The organism is Parvibaculum indicum, assembly GCF_011762095.1.
GTDB classification, from domain to species: Bacteria; Pseudomonadota; Alphaproteobacteria; order Parvibaculales; family Parvibaculaceae; genus Parvibaculum; species Parvibaculum indicum.
Genome location: NZ_JAASQO010000008.1, coordinates 165084 through 188869, shown reverse-complemented (window position 1 = coordinate 188869; position 23786 = coordinate 165084). Strand labels below are relative to the sequence as shown.

Here is a 23786-nt window from a genome sequence, read left to right as displayed (position 1 = left end):
GCGGCAGGCAGCGACACTCTAATGCGCTATACGCAAAAGAAAAGTCGGTCTTTCACAATATAGGCGTGTCGAATTCGCCATCGCGTATCTGGGCAGTACGGCGCTTGTGATGACGGTAGCGGGCCGCGGCGACCGGGACGGAGGCAAGGTAAATGAAGCAAAGTCCCGCGAAGGAGTACCACGGGTAGCTGAGAATGACCGCCGCCGACAGGCCGATAGCCAGCAGCATTGGCAGCACCATGTCGCGGCGAATGCGCAACCCCATCCGCTTGCCTGAGAATGTCGGGATCGGGCTCACCATGAGAAAGGCAACCCCCAGCACATAGAGGGCGATAAGGGGCGAAAGGCCGGACACACCGGGGATACCGATGAAATGGAGATAGAGCGGCAGCATGGCGAGCCCCGCCCCCGCGGGCGCCGGAACGCCCGTGAAATAATTCCCCGTCCAGACCGGCTTGTCCGGGTCCTCCAGCGCGACATTGAAGCGGGCGAGCCGCAGAGCGCAGCAGACGGCATAGCCGAGCACCGCAATCCAGCCGAGCCCACCAATATCCTGCAGCGACCAGAGGTAAAGCAGAACGACCGGCGCCACGCCGAAATTCACGAAGTCGGTCAGCGAGTCCAGTTCCGCCCCGAATTTGCTGGTGCCCTGCAGCATGCGCGCGATGCGCCCGTCCAGCGCATCGAAGACGGAGGCAATGATGACCGCGGCGACCGCCGCCTCGAACTTGCCCTCAAGGCCGAAGCGGACCGAGGTGAGCCCTGCACAGAGCGCCAGAATGGTGAGCGCATTCGGGATCAGCGTGCGCACGGGCAAAGGGCCGAACCGCCTGAGGCGGCGGCGCTTCTGGCCGGCCCGGGTGCCGGCGCCGGGTTCCGGCTCGAAGGGAGGCATGGAGTTGGGCATTGCCGTCAGGCGCCTTTCCTAAAGATGATGCGGCTCGGCCAGAAGCTGATCGGCCAGGACCGTTTCCCCCGCGATTGCCGTTTGCCCCACGGCGACCAGCGGCGCGGCGCCGTCCGGCAGATATACATCCAGCCGGCTGCCGAAGCGGATGATGCCATAGCGCTCGCCCGCCGCCAGCATATCGCCTTCACGCGTATCGCAGACGATACGCCGCGCGACAAGCCCGGCGATCTGTACCACCACGACCTTCTCCCCGTCCTCGCGTTCGATCACCATGGAGTTTCGTTCATTCGCCTCGCTGGCCTTGTCGAGGCTCGCATCCACGAATTTCCCGGGCCGATAGGCCACACGCTCGACACGACCGGGCACGGGGGCACGGTTCACATGGCAGTTAAAGACGTTCATGAAAATGGACACGCGGGTACGTGTCATGTCGCCCAGCCCCAGTTCCTCGGGCGGCGAGGCTTCCGTGATCATGTTCACCACGCCGTCCGCCGGACTGATGACAAGGCCTTGCCGGGTCGGCGTCACGCGGTCGGGGTCGCGGAAGAAATAGAGGCACCATAACGTCAGGATCACCCCCAGCCAGCCCAGCGGCTCCCAAAGCAGGAACAAAACCACTGTTACCGCAGCGAAGATGATCGTGAATTTATGCCCCTCGCGATGGATCGGGACAAAAACAGAGGTGATGCTGGACATGCTTTCCTTTCGGCCTGCTCTTCAAACACCATACTAGACCGTTAGAGGCAGGGGGTTAAGCGTGGCTATATTCTTCCCGGCCCTCTTCGTCGGCCTCATCCGCCGGGATATCCCCTTCCGGCTGGTCGGCCGCCATTTCCACGAGCTGTTCGCGCGCTACCGCCTCCACCGCCTGCCGGTTCCACATGGCCGCATAAATGCCGCCCTGCGCCAGCAGGTCGTCATGGCTCCCTCTTTCGGCGATTTCGCCGCGTTCCAGCACGATAATCTCGTCGGCATCGACAACGGTGGAAAGCCGATGGGCAATGATGACGCTTGTCCGGTCCTGCGAAACGGCCCTGAGCGCGGACTGAATCTCCCGTTCGGTATGCGTGTCCAGCGCAGAGGTCGCTTCATCGAGGATAAGGATCGGCGGATTTTTCAGGATGGTTCGCGCGATCGCGACACGCTGCTTCTCCCCGCCCGAGAGCTTCAGCCCGCGCTCGCCCACCATAGTGTCGTACCCCTTGGGCAGCGCCGCGATGAAATCCGCGATCTGCGCATGGGCCGCAGCGGCCTCGACCTCTTCCGCTGCCGCGTCGGGGCGCCCATATCTGATGTTGTAGCGAATGGTATCGTTGAACAGCACCGTATCCTGGGGCACCATTCCGATGGCCGCGCGCAGCGAATCCTGACGCACCTCTCTGATATCCTGACCATCGATCAGTACACGGCCTTTCTGAATATCGTAGAAGCGGTAGAGAATGCGCGAAATGGTGGACTTGCCCGCACCGGAGTGACCGACAATGGCCAATGTGCCGCCGGCGGGAACGCGGAAGGAGACGCCACGTAAAATCTCGCGATCGCGATCATAGGCGAAGTGAACGTCGTCGAAGACGATCTCGCCGCCGCCGACATGAAGGTCCGGTGCATTCTCGACGTCGGAGATTTCGGGCGACACATCCATCAGGTCGAACATGGTTTCCATGTCGATCAGGGCCTGTCTGATTTCGCGATAGACCATGCCCATCATGTTGAGCGGCTGGTACAACTGGATGAGATAGGCATTCACCATGACAAAGTCGCCCACCGTCATGGAGCCATTCGCAATGCCCTTCCCGGCCATCAGCATAAGCGCAGTGAGGCCGGTGGAAAAAACGAGCGCTTGCCCCGCATTCAATACCGAGAGCGAGGTCGTGTTCTTTATCGCCGCGCGTTCATAACCGGCCATCGCCTTGTCGAAGCGGCTGGCCTCATGTTCTTCATTGCCGAAATATTTGACGGTCTCGAAATTGAGAAGGCTGTCCACCGCCTTGGTGTTCGCTTCCGTATCGAGATCGTTCATCTGGCGGCGGAAGCGGGTTCGCCATTCGGTCACTGCGAATGTAAAGACGATATACACCGCGACGGTGATGGCGGTCACGATCGCGAACCAGATGTCGAACGCCCAGGCGAGAATGCCGCAAACCAGCGCAAGTTCGACGATGGTCGGCACGATGTTGAAGAGCGTGAAGCGCAGCAGGAAATCGATGCCCTTGGTCCCGCGCTCGATAACACGCGAAAGGCCGCCCGTGCGCCGTTCCAGATGGAAACGCAATGAGAGCGCATGGAGATGGCGGAAAGTCTCCACCGCCAACTCGCGCACGGCATTCTGTCCCACCCGCGCGAAAATACCGTCGCGAAGCTGGGCCAGCGCCACCATCATGATCCGGCCCACGCCATAGGCCACGATCAGCATGACGGGCACCGCCACGGCAACGGCGGCCGTGCCTTCAGGCGAGAGCGTGTCCACGGCCATCTTGTAGAGCACCGGCACATAGACGGTGATGGCCTTGGCGGCGAAGAGGGCCAGCAGGGCTAAAACGATGCGCAGGCGGAAGTCCGGGCGATGTTTCGGCCAGAGACGCGGCAGCAAGGAGAGCAGTGTCTGCAGGGGGCGCCGCTCATGGCCCCCGGGCTTCCCCGTCACCGGGTTCGCTTCGGCGCCATCGGCAACTCTGGAAGGGTTTGGCGACATGGCGTGACAATCCTTGCTTTCCGCCTCGCACGCAAGCCTGAAGCGCGGATTCGCCGAAAGCGCCCGACAAATCTGCCCCGCCCGGCCGCCTGTATAACGGGGCCGTTCGGGGCTTATTCGTTCCCTGGATAAGGGGGATCAGGGCGTAGCCAAGCCTGCGCTGGAAGGCGCTGCGCCCGGCGTATCGAAAATCTGGCCGGGATATATCAGGTTGGGATCCCTGATCTGCCCTTTGTTAGCCTTGTAGATCACCGTGTAGCGGAAGCCCGAGCCATAGAGCTTGCGGGCGATACTCCACAGATTGTTGCCGGGCTGGATGACGACCTGGCCTGCCTTGAGGGCGGCGACCACATCTTCCGGGCGGCTACGCTGGAAAGGCACCTCCACGCGGGCCGATACGTTGCCATCGGCGCCGATCTGGTCCACACGCAAGGCGTATTTGCCCGGAGAGACCTCCACCGAGGGGCGTAATTCCCAGCGTCCATCGTCGCCGGATACCGCCTCCCCCAGCGCGTTTGCCCCCGCATAGATGCGCACGGTGGCACCGGGTTTTGCGCGACCGGAAATGATGAGATTGCCGTTCTCGTCATAGTCCACGGTCTCGAGCACGAGTTCGCCGGAAGCCGATGCCACGCCGGGTCCCTGCAGCACCTTGCTCGCCTTGCCGGGTTCGCTCATGACGACCAGCGCCCGCTCGCCGCCCGCGTCAGGCACCGAAACGGAGACCACCTGAATGGAGTTCTTTTCACTGCCATCCGGATTGCGCGCGGTCAGTGAAATCTCGATATCACCGGGTTTCAGCGGCTGCTCGAGAATGGCGACCCATTCGCCGTTGTCATCCGCCTTGGCCATAGCGACTATTTCACCATTGGCCTTCACCTGTACGTCCGCCCCCGGCAGAGCACGCCCCGCCGCGACCGTTGAGCCGTCCTTATCGACGCGCACGACCGAGAAGGTGGGCACGGAAGGGTCTTGCGCCTCCTCCGCGGATGGGGGCGCCTCCGGCTCGGCCGTGGCCGGTTCCGTCACCGCCGTCGCCTCGCCCGGCTTCTCCGGCGCGCCTTCGTAGACAAAGAAATAGTATCCGCCTGCCAGAAGCAGCACGACGAGGATCACGCCGCCCGCTATTACCCCCAAACGCATGAGACACCCTCTTTTCGATTCGATACCCAGCCGTCCCCCGGCGGGCCTCCATGGAGGCCGGTAGGAACCCTAGCCGATTGGAGGCGCGCCCGCTATTCCGCGCCCACGACGCGGACATATTTCGTTAGCTTGCAATTACGGCACCAATATGAATTCTGCATTGCAGCGCCCTGCTTGAGCGTGCACAGATTCATTTGGTTAACGCCTGCTTTTCTGTCCCGAGGACTGTCATGAGCCTGTCCAATGTCTGCGTCTATTGCGGCTCTTCCATTGGCAATGAGCCGGCCTTTGAAGAAGCCGCAGACCGGTTCGGCCAGATCCTCGCCCGCTCCGGCGTGGGACTGGTATATGGTGGAGGCGGTATCGGGCTTATGGGGGTTATCGCGCGCGCAGTCTTGCGCGAAGGTGGGCATGTCACGGGCATCATCCCCGAATTCCTCCAGCAGCGCGAAATCCGGTTCGACGATGTCAGCGAATTGGTCGTCACTGCGACCATGCATGAACGAAAGCAAAGAATGTTCGAAAAGTCGGACGCTTTTGTCGCTCTGCCGGGAGGCATCGGCACGCTGGAGGAAACGGTGGAAATGATGACCTGGGCACAGCTTGAGCGGCACAGCCATCCGATCGTTCTGGCCAATCTGCAGGGGTTCTGGGATCCGCTGGTGCAACTGTTCGATCACTTCATCGAGCGAAAGTTTACGCACGACCATCTCCGCTCGCTCTATTCGGTCGTGGACAATGTGGAAGATATCCTCCCGCGCATTGAGGCTAAGCTGTGATGCGAGGCGGACGGACCGCATTCTTCACCGGAGACGGCCGGCTCGGGAACCAGATGTTCCAGGCCGCCTTTCTCGATCATGTGCTTTCCGACGGCGATACCGTCATTTGCCGGGGGATGGAGGATTTTCTCGAAGGCTTCGACTGGCCGCGCTTTCGCGTCAGCAACACACCCGACCGCGAAGAAACCCGTCTCGCCAAGCGCTTGCTCAGATCGCTCGGACAGACGCTTGTCTCATTGAGGCTCGTCGACGGCTATGAGCACCGGCGCCAGGTCTTCACCGTCGAAACCGGCTCGTTCCGGCTGAGAGGGCCGGAAATCACGCTCAGCCACGGGTTGCTCGACAAATACATGTATGTCGGCAAGGGCTATTTCCAGTCGGCGCAACTGGCCGCCGATGCGAGCTTTCGGCTCAAGCCGAAACATCGAAAACCCGCGTCCGACTTCCTCGCCCGCCTACCGGAGGGCCCCAAAGCGTTCATCCATGTGCGCCGCGGAGACTATCGGCATTGGAGGATCTTCGACCGGTCGCCGCTGCTGCACCTCGATTATTTCCGGCAAGGGAAACGAAAAATCGAAAGCACCGCCCCCGGCACGCAATTCATCGTGCTAAGCGATGAGCCGGAAGCCGTGACGGATATGCTTTCCGAACCCGATACGCACCTCTTCACCGGACAAAACGTCTATGAAGACTTCGGACTGATGACACTGTGCGATGGAGGCGTGGTCTCCAACAGTACGCTCAGTTGGTGGGGCGGCTTCTTCTCCAACCGCAGCCTTCCGGTGATCGCGCCGCAAGGGTGGCTCGGCTTCACGGTCGGCATTGAATACCCTGTCGGGATCGTGGCCCCGTGGATGACCCCCATCGAAGCGCACGCGCAGCCATGATCGTTCTTTCTCCTTCGGTTCTTCTGGCATGGGCACGTACCCGCATCGGCGGCGCGCCGCAGTCGCTCGCTTTCGCCCGCCTCGTAAAGCATGACGTCGCCACTTCGCCCAGGGGCATCACCTGCCGGGGCAAAGACGATGGCGGCGGGGCGCAGGTTCATGCCGTCATTTCCGCTCTGGCGCTCGCGCATGCCACGGGGCTCACCTATTACCACTCCCCGTTTACTTCCATTGCTCATGCAGAGGGGGACGCAGCCGACTGGACGGAAAAATGGGAGAGCTTTTTCAATCTCGGTCATGGAGAAAAACGGCTAAGGGCGGAGCAAGAAGCGGAATGCGTGCCTATCAAACGCTTGCTGAAATCGCCGTTGCTCTGGCGCGGTCACGAGTTGATCGCGGAAGCGGAACATTTCACGGGCTTCACGGATGCCGATGTGGAGGCCATTGCCGCGGTGCTTCCCGATGTCCGGCGAAAATATGCCCTGTCGGATAAATCGGCGCTCACGCTTTATAACGTCCCCGGCACACTCACCATGAATGTCCATGTCCGACGCGGCGACGTTTCCGCCGATCATCCGTATCACAGCAACCGTTTTACCGGCGACGACGCCATTCTGGAGACCATTCGCAGCGCGCGCGAGGCCGCGCAGGCGCAAGGCCTTGCCGTTTCGGTGAATGTCTGGTCGCAAGGTGACCGCGCCGACTTCCTGGCATATGAGGAAGCCGGATGCCGTCTTTTTCTGGATACGGACATTTTCGAGACCGTCCACAATCTCGCACAATCCGACATCCTTCTGATGGCAAAAAGTTCGCTCAGCTTTGTCGCCGCGCTGCTGAATGACGGGATTTGCCTCTATGAAGATTTCTGGCATCCGCCATTGCCGCACTGGATAAAACTCCAGAACCCGGCAGCCAGCAGCGCAGCATTGCGCGACGCGCTTGCCGTCCGCTCCCGGGGCACACCAGCAGGCTAAGCTAAGCTCAGCTCCGCACTTTCTCCTTGCGGTTGTGCTGGGTCGGCAAAGGCGCACCGTCGCGAAGCAGCTTGTAGGTGATGCTGTCGCTGAGCGCCTGGAACGACGCATCGACGATATTGGGCGAGACGCCGACCGTGAACCAGCGGCGGCCTTCCCCATCCACGCTTTCGATCATGACGCGGGTAACCGCTTCCGTGCCGCTCGTCAGGATACGGACCTTGAAGTCGACCAGCCGGAGATCTTCGATATAGGGCTGGTACTTGCCCAGATCCTTGCGCAGCGCCTGATCGAGCGCATTGACCGGGCCATTCCCCTCACCCGCTGAGAAGAGCACATCACCATCCACATGCATCTTCACCGTGGCTTCCGAGACGGTCACGAGATCGCCCACCGCGTTGTAACGGCGCTCCACCATCACGCGGAAGGACTCCACATTGAAGAACTCCGGTACCTGACCGAGGATGCGACGCGCCAGCAGCTCGAAAGAGGCTTCCGCGCCGTCATAGGAGTAGCCGAGAAACTCGCGTTCCTTCACCTCGTCCAGCAGACGCTGGATCTTGGTGTCCTTGGGATCGACCTCGATGCCCGCCTCTTCCAGACGCGCCAGGATGTTCGACCGGCCGGCCTGATCGGAAACGGCGATCTTGCGCTTGTTGCCAACGGATTCCGGCGGCACATGTTCATAGGTGCGCGGGTCCTTCAGCAGCGCGGACACATGGATGCCGGCCTTGGAGGCGAAGGCACTTTCGCCGACATAGGGCGCATAACGGTCCGGCGCGCGGTTCAGGATTTCGTCCAGCGTGCGGGAGACATGGGTGATCTGTTTCAGCTGGTCGAGCGTTACGCCGATTTCGAAACGGTCGGCGAATTCAGGCTTCAGAAGAAGCGTCGGGATGAGCGACACCATATTCGCATTGCCGCAGCGCTCGCCCAAGCCGTTCAGCGTGCCTTGTATCTGGCGCGCGCCCGCGCGGACGGCGGCCAGCGAATTGGCCACCGCGTTTTCCGTATCGTTATGCGTGTGGATACCGAGGCGATCCCCCGGCACACCAGCCTCGACAAGCGCGGTCACGATGGCTTCGACCTCGGACGGCAGCGTACCGCCATTGGTATCGCACAGCACCGCCCAACGCGCACCGGCATCCAGCGCCGTCTTCACGCAGGCCGTCGCATAGTCGGGATTGGCCTTGTAGCCGTCGAAGAAATGCTCGCAATCGATCATCGGCTCGCGATCGCGGGCGGCGATCGCTTCGACGCTCTCACGGATACTATCGAGGTTTTCCTCATTCGAGATGCCAAGCGCCACTTCCACATGGAAGTCCCAGGTCTTGGCGACGAGGCAGACCGCATCGGCGCTGGAGTCGAGGATGGCGGCAAGTCCGGGATCGTTGGAGGCGCTGCGCCCTGCCCGCTTGGTCATGCCGAACGCGGTGAAGATGGCACGCTTCAACCCCGGCTTCTCGCCGAAAAAGGCCGTATCGGTGGGGTTGGCGCCCGGATAGCCGCCTTCCACATAATCGACCCCAAGTTCGTCCAGCAGGGTCGCAATCAGCCGCTTGTCCTCGACCGAGAAATCCACGCCCGTGGTCTGCGCGCCGTCGCGCAGCGTGGTGTCGAAGAGGTAGAGCCGTTCTTTCGTCGTCGCATTCATCTTTTTCGCTTCCGCTCGCGGCACCTCCCGGAAGGAGGCGCAAAGAAAATACCGATGCCACCGCCGCGGCCGGACCATTTACAGCAAAGGAAGATTAAGACGTGCTTGTACGGCGGCGGCAGAGCTATGTCAGCCGCTAATAATGAGACCCTGAATAATGTGGAACTCGGCCATGGCCGGTCCTCTCATCTGCCGTTACACCCGGCCTGAAATCAGGCCTTTTTGCCGCGCAGCCGGGCCTCGGCCCGCTCGCGCCCGATCAGAGGTAGCAGGTTTTTCAGCTCCGGTCCATGGTCGATGCCGGTAAGTGCCTGACGAAGCGGCATGAACAGCGCCTTGCCCTTGGCTCCGGTTTCCCCTTTCACCACATCCGTCCAGGCCTTCCAGGTGGTTTCGTCCCACTCCCCCTCCGGCAAGAGATCCGCCGCCCGGGAAGCGAAAACGGGATCGTCTATCACGGGCGTCACGGGGCCTTCGGCGATACGGACCCAGTCCTTCACCTCGGCGAAGCGGGTCAGGTTGGGCCGGACGGCGGCCCAGAAATCGGGACCGAGGTCGCAGTCCAGCGCCTGAAGGCGCTCCTTCACCTCGTCATACTCCAGCATGTGGAGCGTTCCGGCATTCACCTTGTCCAGTTCGGTCAGATCGAAACGGATGTCAGAGCGCCCCAGCCGGGCCACGTCGAAGCCGTCGGCCAGACGATCCAGCGAGAGCGTCGCCTCCACAGGGTCGGGCGTACCGAGACGCGCCAGCAGCGCATTGAGCGCCATGGGTTCGACGCCATGCTCGCGCAGGGCCATCAGCGAAAAGTCCGCCGCGTCATCGCGCTTGGACAGCGGTTTGCCTTCCGGGCCCTGAAGCATGGAGTGATGCGCAAAAACCGGCACCCTGCCGCCCAGCACCCGGAAGAGCTGTACCTGAACCCCGGTATTCGTCACATGGTCCGCGCCGCGAATGATGTGGGTGATGCCGAAATCGATGTCGTCCACGATGGACGGCAGCGTGTAGAGATAGCGCCCGTCGCCGCGGATCAGCACCGGATCGGACACCGACGCGCAATCGACCTTCGTCTCGCCGAAAATGAGGTCAGTAAAGGTGGTGATTTCCTGCGCCAGCTTGAAGCGCCAATGCGGCTGCCGGCCCTCGGCTTCCAACTTCGCCCTATCCTCGTCGGTGAGCGAAAGCGCCGCCCGGTCATAGACGGGTGGCAGGCCGCGCCGGGCCTGCGTCTTGCGCTTCATCTCCAGCTCTTCAGGCGTTTCATAACAGGGATAGAGCAACCCTTCCGCCTTCAGTTTTTCCGCCGCCTTGTCATATTCGGCCATGCGGTTCGACTGGCGGTCGAGGATGTCATGGACGAGGCCGAGCCAGCCGAGGTCCTCGACGATGCCATGGGCATATTCCTCGGTGGAGCGCTCGTCGTCGGTATCATCCAAGCGGAGCATGAATTTGCCGCCGGCTTTCCTGGCGAAGAGCCAGTTGAAAAGCGCCGTGCGAGCATTGCCCACATGGAGGCGGCCCGTGGGGCTCGGCGCGAAGCGGACGATAACCTCGGGAGCCTCAGTCGACATCGCGGAACCCGTTGGTGATGGGATAGCGGCGGTCGCGCCCGAAATTGCGCGAGGAGAGTTTTACCCCGGGCGCCGCCTGGCGGCGCTTGTATTCGGAGACGAAGAGCAGGTTTTCCACCCGGTGTACCAGCGCGCGGTCATGGCCTCGGTCGACAATATCCCGCACGGGCATTTCATGCTCGACCAGACATTCGAGAATATCGTCCAGCACCTCATAAGGCGGCAGGCTGTCCTCATCCTTCTGGTCGGGACGGAGTTCGGCGCTTGGCGGCTTGGTGATGATGCGCTCGGGGATCACCTCGCCTTCGGGCCCTAGCACACCTTTGGGCATGTGCGCGTTGCGCCAAGCGGCGAGTTTGAAGACGCGGCTCTTGTAGAGATCCTTGATCGGATTAAAGCCGCCATTCATGTCGCCATAAAGCGTGGCATAGCCCGCGGAGACTTCGGATTTATTGCCGGTGGTCAGCAGCATGGAGCCGAATTTGTTCGAAATCGCCATCAGGATGAGGCCGCGCGAGCGCGACTGGATGTTTTCTTCCGTCGTGTCCGACTGTGTGTTCTCGAACATCTTTTCCAGCGCATTGGTGAACCCGACCACCGGTTCTTCTATGGGCACGATGTCATAGCGTACGCCCAGCGCCTTGGCGCAGGCTTCCGCGTCTTCGAGGCTTTCCGACGAGGTATAGCGATATGGCAGCATCACGCAGTGGACGTTTTCCGCGCCCAGCGCATCGACGGCCAGTGCGGCGACGAGCGCGCTGTCGATACCGCCGGACAGCCCCAGCACCACGCCGGGGAAATGGTTCTTCTTCACATAGTCGCGAAGGCCGCGCACGGTGGCGAGATAAATGGCCTCGTCGCCTTCCGGCACCTCGGCGCACTCGCCCTTTGCACAGACCCAGCCATGCGGCTCCCGCACCCAGTCGGTGACGAGGATTTCCTGCTCCCATGTACGCATCTGGACGGCGAGAGAGAGATCCGCGTTCAGCACGAAAGAACCGCCGTCGAAAACCAGCTCGTCCTGCCCGCCGATCTGGTTCAGATAGGCCAGCGGCAAGCCGCTTTCCTGAATGCGCCGGATGGCAAGCTGCATGCGGGAATCGAATTTGTCGAAGTCGTAAGGCGAGCCGTTCGGCACGAGCAGCAGCTCCGCGCCGGTCTCCTCCAGACACTCCACAACATCGGGGTACCAGATGTCTTCGCAGATCGGCACGCCTATGCGCACACCGCGAATATCGATCGGTCCGGGCAGCGGGCCCTCGTCGAAGACGCGAGGTTCGTCGAAGACGCCGTAATTGGGCAGACGCACCTTGTAGCGATGGGCCTGCACCTCTCCCTTATCCAGATAGAGGACGGCATTGTAGAGCTTGTCCTCTTCTTTCCAGGGCGCACCGATCAGGACGGCCGGGCCTCCATCAGCGGTCTGCTCGGCAAGCTGGACGACCGCCTCCCTCGCCCGACGCTGGAAGGCGGGGCGTAGCACCAAATCCTCGGGCGGATAGCCGGCAATGAAGAGCTCCGGAAAGACGATCAGATCCGCGCCCGCCAGTTCGGCCTCGCGGCGGGCCTCGATTGCCTTTTCCAGATTGCCCTTTATGTCGCCCACCGTGGGGTTGAGCTGGGCCAGCGCAATACGCAACCGGTCGGTCATGGAGTTATTTTCCGGGAGATATGTTCCATTTGAGCATTAGTGCTGTTCTAGCGCCGGACGCGCCTGCGGACAATAGGGCCCTTGCCCCGATTCTGACATTCGAATGTGCAGGCTTTTTCAGCCTCACGCATGGGCCGGGGCCTTCTTCTTGTCTAAGCTCCGGCATCGAAAATCTTCAGGGAGGAAAAGCCCATGCCCAATACACCCCAAGCCAACCGACAGATCCTGCTGGCCGAAACGCCGGAGGGAAAGCTTGCGGAGAGCAATTTCCAGCTTCGCGAAGGCAGCGTGCCCGAACCCGGCGACGGAGAGCTTCTGCTGAAAACGCGGATCGTCTCGCTCGATGCCGCCAACCGGGCCTGGATGCAGGGCGCGACCTACCGCTCGGCGGTCGAGTCCGGCACGGTGATGGCAGGCGGCGCCATCGCGGAAGTCGTGCAGTCGGGCACGGTGGACTTCAAACCCGGCGATCTCGTTTTCGCCGACACCGGCTGGCAGGAATATTCGGCCGTACCTGCCAAGACGGCCCAGAAGCTCGAACCGCGGGATCCCCTTTCCTATCTCCTAAGCGTCTACGGTATTGCAGGGCTCACCGCCTATTTCGGCCTTTTGAAGATCGGCGACCCGAAGCCCGGCGAGACGGTGGCCGTTTCGGCCGCCGCCGGGTCGGTCGGCTCCATCGTCGGTCAGATCGCCAAGATCAAGGGCTGCAAGGTCGTCGGCATCGCCGGCGGCGCGGCGAAGTGCAAGCTGCTGACCGACGAACTCGGCTTCGATGCCGCTGTGGACTACAAGGCCGAGCCCGTTCACAAGGCGCTGAAGGCCGTGGCGCCGGACGGGATCGATGTTTATTTCGACAATGTCGGCGGCGACATTCTGGAAGCGGCCCTTTTCCGCATGAACACCTATGGCCGCATCGCCTGCTGCGGGGCCGTTTCCCAGTATGACGGCACCCCGCCTGCCCACGGGCCGCGTGGCGTGCCCGGTCTCATCGTCACCAAGCGGCTGAAAGTTCAGGGGTTCATCGTCTCCGACTTCTATGCCGAGCGCGAAAAGGCGCTGAAGGACCTGGAAGGCTGGGTCCAGGACGGATCGCTCAAGGTGAAGGAGGACATTCTGGACGGCCTCGAATCCCTGCCAGGAGCCCTGGTCGGCCTGCTGGCGGGCGAAAATGTGGGCAAACGCATGGTCCGTGTCGCCTGAGATTACAAAATCTTTATCCGGCCACAGGTCGCGACGGATAATTGTGAGCTATCCGTACTATATGGACACGGGGTACTCGCGATTTTGGTACGGTTAGGCAGATATGGGCTATGAAAGCGACGGCGGCAGGCCGTCCTCATCCGGGGAAACGAGCGATCGCTCGTTCCCCGGCCGCATTTTCTCAACGCTTCCGTCATGGTTGAAAGCCGGTTGGGTTAAGGTTGCATCCTTGGCGGCCGTCGTCCTTCTGGCCCTCTGGTTCGGCTATCAGAGCCTTTACGGCGGAAGCGACACGGCGAGCTATCAGACCGCCACCGTTACCCGCGGCGACATGGAACAGACCGTCACGGCGCTGGGTTCGATCCAGCCCAAGGACTATGTGGATGTCGGCGCGCAGGTGTCCGGCCAGTTGCAGCATGTTTATGTCGAGATCGGCGACACGGTGAAGAAGGACCAGCTTCTCGCCGAGATCGACCCTTCCGTCTATGAATCCGAAGTGGAGGCGGCGCAGGCCCGGCTCGACAATCTGAAAGCCCAACTTGCCGGCGAGCAGGCGACCTACAAGCTGAAGCAGATCCAGTACCGGCGCTATGTGAACCTCAGAAAACAGGACGCCGTCTCGCAGGATACGCTGGACCAGGCACGCGCCGAAATGGAGCTGAGCGCGGCGCAGATCAAGGCCTATACCGCCCAGATCGCGGAGCAAAGATCGACGCTGAAGGGCGACGAGGCCAATCTCGGTTACACGAAAATCTATGCCCCGATGAGCGGTACGGTGGTCTCCCAGACCACGCTGGAGGGCCAGACCGTCGTGTCGTCGCAATCCGCGACGGAAATCATGCGGGTCGCCAATCTCGATACGATGACCGTCGAAGCGGAGGTCGCCGAGGCGGATGTGAACAAGCTCAGCGTCGACATGCCGGTCTATTTCACCACGCTCGGCATGACCGGCACGAGGTGGCGTTCAACCGTGCGCCAGATCAAGCCGACACCGACCACGGAAAACGATGTGGTGCTCTATACGGTGCTCATCGACATACCGAACCCCGACCGCAAACTGATGATCGACATGACCGCGCAGGTCTTCTTCCTGCTGGGCGAAGCGAAAGACACGCTCATGGTCCCGGTCGCCGCCGTGAAAACCGATGCGGACGGCGCGCCCTATGCGATGGTCATGCGGAACGGAAGGCCGGTAAGGCAGACGGTCGAAACCGGCCTCAAGAACCGCGTCAGCTACCAGATCGAAAGCGGCCTCTCGGAAGGCGACAAGGTCGTGACCGGATCGCTCAACGCGGCATCGAACAATGGTTCGGGCCGGCGTCGGCCGGGCTTCCTATAAGGAGGGCGGCTCATGACCGATCAAGCCCCCAGGCCCCTCATCGAACTGGACGACGTCTCCAAGGTCTATCAGACCGGCGGCGCGGAAGTGCGCGCCCTGGACGGCATCTCGCTCACCATCCATGAAGGCGAATATGTCGCCATCATGGGCCAGTCCGGCTCCGGCAAGTCGACGCTGATGAATATTCTCGGCTGCCTCGACCGGCCGAGCGACGGCGTTTATCGCGTGCGCGGCACGAATATCGCCGAGCTTACATCCGACGAGCTTGCCAATCTTCGCCGGAACGAGTTCGGCTTCGTCTTCCAGCGCTACAATCTGCTCGCCACGATGACCGCGGCGGAGAATGTGGAACTGCCCGCAATCTATGCCGGGCTCTCGCAGGACGACCGCCGCCACCGTTCATTGGAGCTCCTGGACCGACTGGGCATGGGCAATCGCGCAAGGCACCGCCCGACCGAGCTTTCCGGCGGCCAGCAGCAGCGTGTCTCCATCGCACGGGCGCTGATGAACGATGCCAATGTGGTGCTCGCCGACGAACCGACGGGCGCGCTCGACACGAAAAGCGGCGCGGAGGTGCTCGAGGTTCTCGACCAGCTCAATCGCGACGGCCGCACGGTGATCCTCATCACCCATGAAGCGGAAGTCGCCGCGCATGCCCACCGCCAGATTGTCATCAGCGACGGTCGAATTACCTCCGACAGCGGTACCGCGGATCGCACGGGGCCGGAACAGGCCGGGGTCGTCCGCGAACACGGGCACCTGGCCCTCGGGGCGGAAGTCAGCGAAGCGGTCAAGATGGCGATCCGCTCGCTGCGCGCCAATATCTTCCGCACCGCGCTTACGCTTCTCGGCGTGGTGATCGGCGTCGCGGCGGTCGTCACCATGCTTGCCATCGGCGACGGCAGCAAAGCCAATATCCTGCAGAGCATGCAGTCCATGGGCACCAATCTCCTGCTGGTCCGGCCCGGCGCACCGGGGATGCGGCCCTCGGGCGAGATCGCCACGCTGGTGCCCGCGGACGCGGAAGCCATAGAGCAACGCATCTCGAACGTGGTCGCCGTGGCGCCGGAGCGCAGCGGCAGCCAGACCGTTCGCTTCGGCAATGTGGACTATCGCACGCAGATTCTCGGCACCTGGCCCTCCTACACCCAGGTGCGCGACTGGACAGCCGCGCATGGGGCCTATTTCAGCGAAGCCGACCTCAACAGCTATGCGCCCGTCGCCGTTCTCGGGCAGACGGTCGTCGATAGTCTTTTCCCCCATGGCCAGGACCCGGTGGGAGAATATGTGCTGATCGGCAATATCCCCTTCGAGGTGATCGGCGTGATGGAGGCCAAGGGCGCCTCTTCCTTCGGACGCGACCAGGACGACGTCGTTTTCGTGCCGATTACCACGGGCTTCATGCGCCTCTTCGGCCAGCAATACGCAAACTCGATAAATGTGAAAGTGACCGACTCCGCCCTGGTCGATCAGACGGAAGAGAACATCAAGCAGCTTCTTCTGGCGCGCCACCAGACCGAGGATTTCCAGATCCGCAACACCGCTTCCATGCTGGAAACGATGGAGAGCATGACGACAACGCTGACGATCCTTCTGGGATCGGTAGCCGGCATCTCGCTACTCGTGGGCGGCATCGGGGTGATGAACATCATGCTGGTCAACGTGACCGAGCGGACGCGCGAAATCGGCCTGCGCATGGCGACCGGCGCGCGGATGAGCAATATCCTGCTGCAATTCAACACCGAAGCGCTGGTGGTGTGCGGCGTGGGCGGGTTGATCGGCGTGATGCTCGGCATCGGGACAGGGCTCGCGCTGGGCTCCCTCGGCATGAACATCGCGATCAATCCCACGCCCTCCTTCCTCGCCTTCAGCTGTGCCTTCATGACCGGGCTCATCTTCGGCTACCTGCCCGCGCGCAAGGCCGCATTGCTCGACCCCGTCGTCGCGCTTTCGTCGGAATAGGAGCGACAAACATGAAAACCGGAAAACGCATCCTGACGCTCACTGCCGCCGCCGCATTGCTGGCCGGCTGCTCCATGGTGCCGGACTATGAACGACCGGCCACCGCCCTTCCGGCCGGCTGGGATGGCGCGGCGCAGACGAACGCCCGGGCCGTTGCCGAATACGGGCAATGGTGGGCGCGCTTTTCGAGCCCCGAGCTTGACGCGCTGATGGCCGAGGCGCTTGCCAGCAATCAGGACGTGGCCGCGGCGCTCGCCACCATCGAACAGGCGCGCGGCACATTGCGCTCCACCAATTCGACGCTCTATCCGCAGCTCGACGGAAGCGGCAGCGCAAGCCAGACGCAAAGCGACCCCGGCAGCCTGTCGCGCAGCGCCAGCGGCAGGCTTTCCATCAGCTACGCTCTCGACCTGTGGGGCGAATACCGGGCACGGAGCCAGAGCGCGGAGGAAAGTTTCAATGCCACCGTTTTCGACACCGAGGCAACACGGCTTCTCGTCCAGTCGGATGTGGCCACAACCTATTTCACGGTGCTGAGCCTGAAAGACCGCATTGCCTATGCCAGGGAAACGCTGAAGCTCGCGCGCGAAACGCTGAAGCTCGTCGAACTGCGGAACAAGGAAGGGCTCGATTCCGGCATCACGCTTGCGCAGCAGCGCAACAACGTCGCCACGGTGGAAGCAAGCCTGCCCAATCTCGAACAAAGCCTTGTCGCGGCCCGGACCTCGCTCGCCATTCTGCTGGGCCGCGCGCCGGAAGGCTTCGACGTGGCTGCAAAGGGGCTTGAGGACGTGGCCCTGCCGGAAATCGCGCCCGCCCAGCCCTCGACCCTTCTGGAGCGTCGTCCCGACATTCGCAGGGCCGAAGCGAATTTGAAGGCGGCCAATGCCGATATCGGCGCGGCGCGGGCTGCCTTCTTCCCGAGCCTCGATCTGTCCGCCTCACTGAGCCGCACGGCCACCTATGGCCTGACGCCGGTGGATGCGGGATCTATTGCCGGATCGCTGCTGGCGCCGATTTTCTCGGCGGGCGATCTGGAAGGAAGCCTCCAGACCGCCAAAGCCCGGAAAGTCCAGCTCGTCGCCACCTATCGGGGCACGGTGCTGTCCTCGCTGAAGGAGGTTGAAGACGCCCTGTCGCAAACCGACACCAGCGCAAGGCGCGAGACGGCCCTTTCGACGGCGGCGTCGGAGGCCCTGCGGGCCTATGAACTGTCGGAGGCGAGCTACAGGGCGGGCGGTGCCAGCTTTATCGACGTGCTGGATGCGCAGCGTTCCCTGCTTTCCAGCCGGGACAATGTGGTCCAGGCCCAGCTCGACCGCTACACTGCGGCGGTGGACCTGTTCGTTGCCATGGGAGGCGGTTGGCAAAGCTGAACAAGGCAAATCCGGCCCCCTCCTTCCTAAGCCCCCCTTCGGCAGCTAGTCTCCCTTCACCAAGAAACATGAAAGGGAGACAGAAATGTCCAATCACAGCTCCAAGGAAATCCGCCTCAAGGCCCGCCCCGTGGGCATGCCGAAGGACAGCGACTTCGAACTGGCCACCGCCGAGGTGCCCGGGCCGAAAGACGGTGAGGTGCTGGTCCGCAATATCTGGATGTCGGTCGACCCCTATATGCGCGGCCGCATGATGGACCGGGAAAGCTATGTGCCGCCCTTCCAGATCGGCAGCCCGCTCGAAGGCGGCGCCATCGGCCAGGTGGTCGAGTCCAACAGCGACAAGCTGAAAGTCGGCGATTTCGTGAACCATATGCTGGGCTGGCGCGAATTCGCGGTCGGCGACGCCGCGGGTTTCACCAAGGTAGATCCCTCGGTCGGTCCCATCGAAGCCTATCTCGGCGTACTCGGCATGCCGGGCATGACGGCCTATGCCGGGCTGATGCGCATTGGCGAGTTGAAGGATGGCGAGACCGTCTTCGTCTCCGCCGCCTCGGGCGCGGTCGGCTCCGTCGTCTGCCAGCTTGCCAAGGCGCATGGCTGCTATGTGGTCGGCAGCGCGGGCTCCGACGAGAAGTGCAAATGGCTGGAAGACGTCGCCGGCATCGACAAGGCGATCAACTACAAGACCTGCGGCGACCTGACCAAAGCCGTCGGCGAAGCCTTTCCGAAGGGGATCGACGTCTATTTCGAAAATGTCGGCGGCAAGCATCTGGAAGCCGCGATCGAAAACATGCGGCCTTTCGGGCGCCTCGCGCTGTGCGGCATGATCGAGCAGTACAATGCCACCGAGCCGACGCCCGGCCCGTCCAACATCATCATGGCGGTCGGCAAGAGCCTGAAGCTGCAGGGCTTCATCGTTTCCAACCATTTCGACCTGCTGCCGAAATTCATGGAGGAGATGGGCCCGCTCATCAAATCCGGTAAAATGAAATGGGAAGAGACGGTGGAAGAAGGCATCGAGAATGCGCCCAAGGCCTTCCTCAAGCTCTTCAGCGGCGGCAATTTCGGCAAGATGCTGGTGAAGATCGGACCGGACAGCGCGGTCTGACCAATTACGCGACCCTCATGGCCCGGCAGTACCGGGCCATGAGCCCATGAGGGAGGAGAAAACATGCCGACATCCGCGCGGCGGTGGGTGCTTGCATCGCGTCCGGAGGGAAAGCCCGTCCGGGACAATTTCCGGCTGGAGGAGATCGACCTCCCCGATCCCGGCGAAAACGAGATCCTGATCCGGACCGAATATCATTCCGTCGATCCGGGCATGCGCTCTCGCCTTTCGGGCGACAGCTATGCCGCCGCGCTCCCGCTCGGCGCAACCATCGACAGCGCCATGGTCGGCGTGGTGGAGAAATCCAACAATGAGAAGTTCGCGCCCGGCAATCTGGTGACGGGCGGTTTCGGCTGGGTGAGCCATGCGCTTTCCAACGGGCGCGGCGTTCAGAAGCTCGATCCGTCGCTCTTTCACGGGCCTCTGCGCCCGACCGCCGCCATCGGCGCACTCGGCATTCCCGGGCTCACCTCCTATTTCGGCCTGCTGGATCTGGGCAAGCCCAAAGAAGGCCAGACGGTGCTGATTTCCTCGGCCGCCGGACCGGTCGGCGCAACGGCGGGTCAGATCGCGAAGATGAAGGGGTGCCGCGTGGTCGGTATCGCCGGCTCCGAACGCAAATGCGATTATGTACGCGGGCTCGGCTTCGACGGTGCGTTCGACTATCACGACGCAAACCTCGCCGAGGCGATCAAGACGCATTGCCCGGATGGCGTGGACATTTATTTCGACAATGTGGGCGCCGGGATGCTGGATGCCGCCCTTCTCAACATGAAGGAGCATGGCCGCATCGTCGTCTCCGGTCAGGTCGCGGAATACAATGCGGCCCAGCCCATCGGTATCCGCCATGTGACGCGCTTCATCACGCACCGGCTGCGCATGGAAGGGCTCGTCGTCTTCGACTATTTCAAGCAGTTCCCCACAGCGCAGGCCAAAATGGCGCGCTGGATCCATGAAGGCGCGCTTCAATACACCGAGGATATTTCCGAAGGGCTGGAAGGCAGTGCCGACGCCTTCATCGGGCTTTTCGAGGGTGAAAATCTCGGTCGGCGCCTCGTGAAGGTCTCCTAAGAAAAAAGCCCGGCGTTTCCGCCGGGCTTTTCAATTCGTATCGCGCTTCGGTCAGAAGGCGGCGGTCATCGCCACATTGCTCATCGTGCCCGTCGAGCGCTCCTTCTTCAGCCCTTCGGCGATGAGGAAGGCAAGCTCCAGGGCCTGATTTGCGTTCAGGCGCGGATCGCAATGGGTGTGGTAGCGGTCGCCGAGTTCCGTCTCGGTGATCGCCTGCGCCCCGCCCAGGCATTCCGTCACGTTCTGGCCGGTCATCTCGAAATGGACGCCGCCCGCATGGGTGCCCTGATCGCGATGCACGGCCATGAAGGCCTGCACCTCGGCGAGCACACGGTCCACCGGACGCGTCTTGTAGCCGGTCGAGCTCTTGATCGTGTTGCCATGCATGGGATCGCAGGACCACACCACCTTCTTGCCCTCGCGCTTGATCGCCTCGATCAGCGCCGGCAGGTGCTTTTCGACATTCTCCGCGCCGAAACGACAGATGAGCGTCAGGCGGCCCGGTTCGTTGTCCGGGTTCAGAATATCGGTGAGCTTCACCAGCTCTTCCGGGTCGAGCGAAGGACCGCATTTCATGGCGATCGGGTTCTTCACGCCGCTCAGGAATTCCACATGCGCATGGTCCGGCTGGCGGGTGCGGTCGCCGATCCAGAGCATATGGGCCGAGGTGTCGTAGAACTCGCCCGAGGTGCTGTCCACGCGCGTCATCGCTTCCTCATAGCCCAGAAGCAGCGCTTCATGGCTGGTGAAGAAATCGGTCTGGTGGAGCTGCGGCGCGGTTTCGCCATTGATGCCGCAGGCCTTCATGAAGTCCAGCGTCTCGGTGATGCGGTTCGCCAGTTCCTCGTAGCGCGCGCTCTCCGGGCTGTCGGCCACGAAGCCGAGGTTCCAGCGATGCACGAAATCGAGATCGGCGTAACCGCCCGTCGCAAAGGCGCGCAGCAGGTTCAGCGTCGAGGCCGACTGGCTGTAGGCGCGCAGCAGGCGATCGGGGTCGGGGATCCGCGAGGCTTCGTTGAAGTCGATCCCGTTGATGTTGTCGCCCAGATAGCTCGGCAGCGTCACATCGCCCTGCGTCTCTGTGGGCGAGGAACGGGGCTTGGCGAACTGACCCGCGATACGGCCCACCTTCACCACCGGCGAGGCGGCGGCATAGGTCAGCACCACCGCCATCTGCAGCAGCACACGGAAGGTGTCGCGAATATTGTCGGCTGAAAACTCGGCAAAGCTCTCCGCGCAGTCGCCGCCCTGCAGCAGAAAAGCACGTCCCTCGCACACCTCGGCCAGCTCAGCCTTCAGCTTGCGCGCCTCACCTGCAAACACGAGCGGCGGATAGGAGCGCAGACGCTGCTCCACGGCATTGAGTTCCATTTTATCCGGATAGTCCGGAATATGCTTCGCCGGCTTCGCGCGCCAGCTATGCGGTGTCCAATGATCCGCCATCGTTCCAATCTCCAAAACGCGAAAATGCGCGGCTTCCCGCCGTTTTATCCGGAAAGCGCCCCGTTTTCATATGGAAGGCGGATATATAGTCCACAAGGGCTCTAAAAGGAACCCCAAGCCCTTGATCGGCATGATGAACCGGAAAGGCGGTTAATTCCCCTCACTCCCCGGTCCCGCCGCGGTTTCCTCATCTGTGAGCTCGTCAAGGTCCTTATCGGAAATCCAGAATTTCCTGCCAGCTTCGGTGACAGGCATAAACCACCATGAACGGAAACGAGGATTGTCAAAAACAGAGATACTGCACCCGGTTTCAAAGACAAGTTTCAGCTCGGAGCGAGACACGATTTCGACGCCTGAAATTGCAGTCCGCAAAATCGCGGCGACATCCAAGAACTGCCGCTCGCCATAAATTTCATAGGTGTAGCAGGAGCTTCCATCGGCCGAGCGGTACGAAAAGCTGTCGGCAATATTGAGAAGGTCGTGATTGTTGTTGAAGAAAAACATGACGTGGTACTTGTCGATGGTGACCTCAGACAGCTCCCAGCCAATAAGCCGCTGAAAATCCATCTCAGGTTGAAAACCGAGCACCATGTTTCAGCTCCGGCGCTTCAATCCGCAGCCTGGGCCGGCGGGACCCATTTCTGCTTCATGGTCACGAGTTCTTCCGCTGCCGTGGGATGGACCGCGATGGTCGCATCGAACTGGGCCTTGGTCGCGCCCATGGAGACGGCGATGCCGAGCGCCTGGATCATCTCGCCGGAGGCCGGGCCGACGATGTGGACGCCCAGCACCTTGTCGGTTTCCGGGTGGACGATGAGCTTCATGAAGGTCTTTTCCTCGCTGCCCGACAGCGTGCCCTTCATGGGGCGGAAACTCGTCTTGTAGATATCGACCTCGCCATGGGCGGCGCGCGCCTCGGCCTCGGTCAGCCCCACAGTGCCGAGTTCGGGCTGCGAAAAGACCGCGGTCGGGATCAGCGAATGATCCACCGCGGTCGGGGTGTCGTTGTAGACGGTTTCGGCAAAGGCCTGCCCCTCGCGAATGGCGACGGGGGTGAGCGCTGCACGGTCGGTCACGTCGCCCACCGCATAGATGCTCTCGATATTGGTCTGCGAATACTCGTCGACCGGGATCTCGCCATTCTCGCCGAATTTCACGCCCGCCCGCTCAAGGCCGAGGCCGTCGGTCTTCGGCACACGGCCGGTGGCATACATCACCGCGTCGGTGTGGATCGTGTCGCCATTGGAGAGCTTCAGGTGAAGTTCGCCATTGTCCTGCTTCTCGATCGCCGTGATGTCGCAATCCATGCGCAGGTCGACGCCTTTCTTGCGCATTTCCTCGGCCAGCGTGTCGCGTAGGTCGTCGTCGAAGCCCCGCATGAAGAGGCGGCCGCGATAAAGCTGCATCACGTCGACGCCGAGCCCGTTGAAGATGCCGGCGAATTCGACAGCGATATAGCCGCCGCCGACGACGACAATGCGCTCGGGCAGCTCTTCCAGATAGAAGGCTTCGTTGGAGCTGATCGCGAATTCGATACCGGGAATGTCCGGCATGAAGGGTGTCGCGCCCACGGCGACCAGAATGCGCTCCGCCGTCACATCGCGGTCCTCGGCAGCCAGATAAACGGTATGCGCATCCTTCAACACGGCGCGGCTTTCGATGATTTCCACGCCCGCATTGTTCAGATTGCGGATGTAGATGCCGTTCAGCCGGTCGATCTCGCGATCCTTATTGGCCAGCAGCGTCTTCCAGTCGAAACGGGGCTCGCCGACCTGCCAGCCGAAGCCCGCGGCCTCCTTGAATTCCTCGGCGAAGTGGCTTGCATAAACGAAAAGCTTTTTCGGCACGCAGCCGCGAATGACGCAGGTGCCGCCGACGCGGTATTCCTCCGCCACGGCCACTTTCGCGCCATGGCCCGCAGCGATACGGCTGGCGCGCACGCCGCCGGAACCGGCTCCGATCACAAAGAGGTCATAGTCATACTGCGTCATCAGCCGCTCCCGGTCGCCTAATTGTTCCT

Annotated in this window: 19 protein-coding genes; 9 read left to right on the top strand and 10 right to left on the bottom strand. The window is 62.0% G+C overall.

What is annotated here, in order from left to right:
• Window positions 1-52: 52 nt before the first annotated feature.
• The 4 genes from FHS78_RS11660 to FHS78_RS11645 all read right to left on the bottom strand — a co-directional run bounded on the left by FHS78_RS11660 (window position 53) and on the right by FHS78_RS11645 (window position 4745).
• Window positions 53-907, bottom strand: coding sequence for a CDP-alcohol phosphatidyltransferase family protein (locus FHS78_RS11660; RefSeq protein WP_246220459.1), 855 nt, complete (start codon window positions 905-907; stop codon window positions 53-55).
• 18 nt (window positions 908-925) lie between these two features.
• Window positions 926-1606: a phosphatidylserine decarboxylase gene (locus FHS78_RS11655; RefSeq protein ID WP_167094410.1), complete on the bottom strand. Its 681-nt coding sequence runs from the start codon at window positions 1604-1606 to the stop codon at window positions 926-928.
• A 55-nt stretch (window positions 1607-1661) separates the two neighbouring features.
• Window positions 1662-3602, bottom strand: a complete 1941-nt coding sequence (locus tag FHS78_RS11650) for an ABCB family ABC transporter ATP-binding protein/permease (RefSeq protein ID WP_167094408.1) — start codon at window positions 3600-3602, stop codon at window positions 1662-1664.
• A gap of 138 nt (window positions 3603-3740) precedes the next feature.
• The gene (locus FHS78_RS11645) at window positions 3741-4745 is read right to left on the bottom strand and encodes an Ig-like domain-containing protein (RefSeq protein WP_167094406.1); all 1005 of its coding nucleotides are present in this window, start codon (window positions 4743-4745) and stop codon (window positions 3741-3743) included.
• 230 nt (window positions 4746-4975) lie between these two features.
• On the opposite strand from FHS78_RS11645, the gene FHS78_RS11640 reads away from it, so the two are divergent.
• Genes FHS78_RS11640 through FHS78_RS11630 form a run of 3 tightly spaced genes read left to right on the top strand, consistent with a single transcriptional unit; the run spans window position 4976 to window position 7385 of the window.
• The gene (locus FHS78_RS11640; RefSeq protein ID WP_167094404.1) at window positions 4976-5524 is read left to right on the top strand and encodes an LOG family protein; all 549 of its coding nucleotides are present in this window, start codon (window positions 4976-4978) and stop codon (window positions 5522-5524) included.
• Complete coding sequence (locus tag FHS78_RS11635; RefSeq protein WP_167094402.1) at window positions 5524-6411, top strand: alpha-1,2-fucosyltransferase; 888 nt, start codon at window positions 5524-5526, stop codon at window positions 6409-6411. Before FHS78_RS11640 ends, FHS78_RS11635 begins: the two co-directional genes overlap by 1 nt.
• Window positions 6375-7385, top strand: a complete 1011-nt coding sequence (locus FHS78_RS11630) for a hypothetical protein (protein ID WP_167094400.1) — start codon at window positions 6375-6377, stop codon at window positions 7383-7385. Before FHS78_RS11635 ends, FHS78_RS11630 begins: the two co-directional genes overlap by 37 nt.
• A gap of 7 nt (window positions 7386-7392) precedes the next feature.
• On the opposite strand, the gene cimA is transcribed toward FHS78_RS11630, so the two are convergent.
• From cimA to FHS78_RS11615, 3 genes are all read right to left on the bottom strand, one after another.
• Window positions 7393-9039, bottom strand: coding sequence for a citramalate synthase (gene cimA, locus FHS78_RS11625; RefSeq protein ID WP_167094398.1), 1647 nt, complete (start codon window positions 9037-9039; stop codon window positions 7393-7395).
• A gap of 212 nt (window positions 9040-9251) precedes the next feature.
• Window positions 9252-10610, bottom strand: a complete 1359-nt coding sequence (gltX, locus tag FHS78_RS11620; protein WP_167094396.1) for a glutamate--tRNA ligase — start codon at window positions 10608-10610, stop codon at window positions 9252-9254.
• Window positions 10600-12261, bottom strand: a complete 1662-nt coding sequence (locus tag FHS78_RS11615) for an NAD+ synthase (RefSeq protein WP_167094394.1) — start codon at window positions 12259-12261, stop codon at window positions 10600-10602. The genes gltX and FHS78_RS11615 overlap by 11 nt, the downstream gene beginning before the upstream one ends.
• A 192-nt stretch (window positions 12262-12453) precedes the next feature.
• Between FHS78_RS11615 and FHS78_RS11610 the strand changes: the two genes are divergently transcribed.
• From FHS78_RS11610 to FHS78_RS11585, 6 genes are all read left to right on the top strand, one after another.
• The gene (locus FHS78_RS11610) at window positions 12454-13464 is read left to right on the top strand and encodes an NADP-dependent oxidoreductase (protein ID WP_167094392.1); all 1011 of its coding nucleotides are present in this window, start codon (window positions 12454-12456) and stop codon (window positions 13462-13464) included.
• A gap of 229 nt (window positions 13465-13693) precedes the next feature.
• Entirely contained in the window at window positions 13694-14803 is a 1110-nt protein-coding gene (locus FHS78_RS11605) for an efflux RND transporter periplasmic adaptor subunit (RefSeq protein WP_205305292.1), read from the top strand.
• 12 nt (window positions 14804-14815) lie between these two features.
• Window positions 14816-16765, top strand: coding sequence for a MacB family efflux pump subunit (locus FHS78_RS11600; protein WP_167094388.1), 1950 nt, complete (start codon window positions 14816-14818; stop codon window positions 16763-16765).
• Between the two features lie 11 nt (window positions 16766-16776).
• Window positions 16777-18141, top strand: coding sequence for an efflux transporter outer membrane subunit (locus FHS78_RS11595; protein ID WP_167094386.1), 1365 nt, complete (start codon window positions 16777-16779; stop codon window positions 18139-18141).
• An 85-nt stretch (window positions 18142-18226) separates the two neighbouring features.
• Window positions 18227-19252, top strand: coding sequence for an NADP-dependent oxidoreductase (locus tag FHS78_RS11590; protein ID WP_167094383.1), 1026 nt, complete (start codon window positions 18227-18229; stop codon window positions 19250-19252).
• Window positions 19253-19315: 63 nt separating this feature from the next.
• On the top strand, window positions 19316-20323 hold the full coding sequence (locus tag FHS78_RS11585) for an NADP-dependent oxidoreductase (protein WP_167094381.1): 1008 nt from the start codon (window positions 19316-19318) through the stop codon (window positions 20321-20323).
• Between the two features lie 51 nt (window positions 20324-20374).
• Here the strand turns inward: FHS78_RS11585 and FHS78_RS11580 are convergent, their stop codons facing one another.
• The 3 genes from FHS78_RS11580 to gor form a co-directional block, all read right to left on the bottom strand.
• Window positions 20375-21766, bottom strand: coding sequence for a class II 3-deoxy-7-phosphoheptulonate synthase (locus FHS78_RS11580; protein WP_167094379.1), 1392 nt, complete (start codon window positions 21764-21766; stop codon window positions 20375-20377).
• A 150-nt stretch (window positions 21767-21916) separates the two neighbouring features.
• On the bottom strand, window positions 21917-22357 hold the full coding sequence (locus FHS78_RS11575) for a hypothetical protein (protein WP_167094377.1): 441 nt from the start codon (window positions 22355-22357) through the stop codon (window positions 21917-21919).
• A gap of 17 nt (window positions 22358-22374) precedes the next feature.
• Window positions 22375-23757, bottom strand: coding sequence for a glutathione-disulfide reductase (gene gor / locus FHS78_RS11570; protein ID WP_167094375.1), 1383 nt, complete (start codon window positions 23755-23757; stop codon window positions 22375-22377).
• Window positions 23758-23786: the final 29 nt, after the last annotated feature.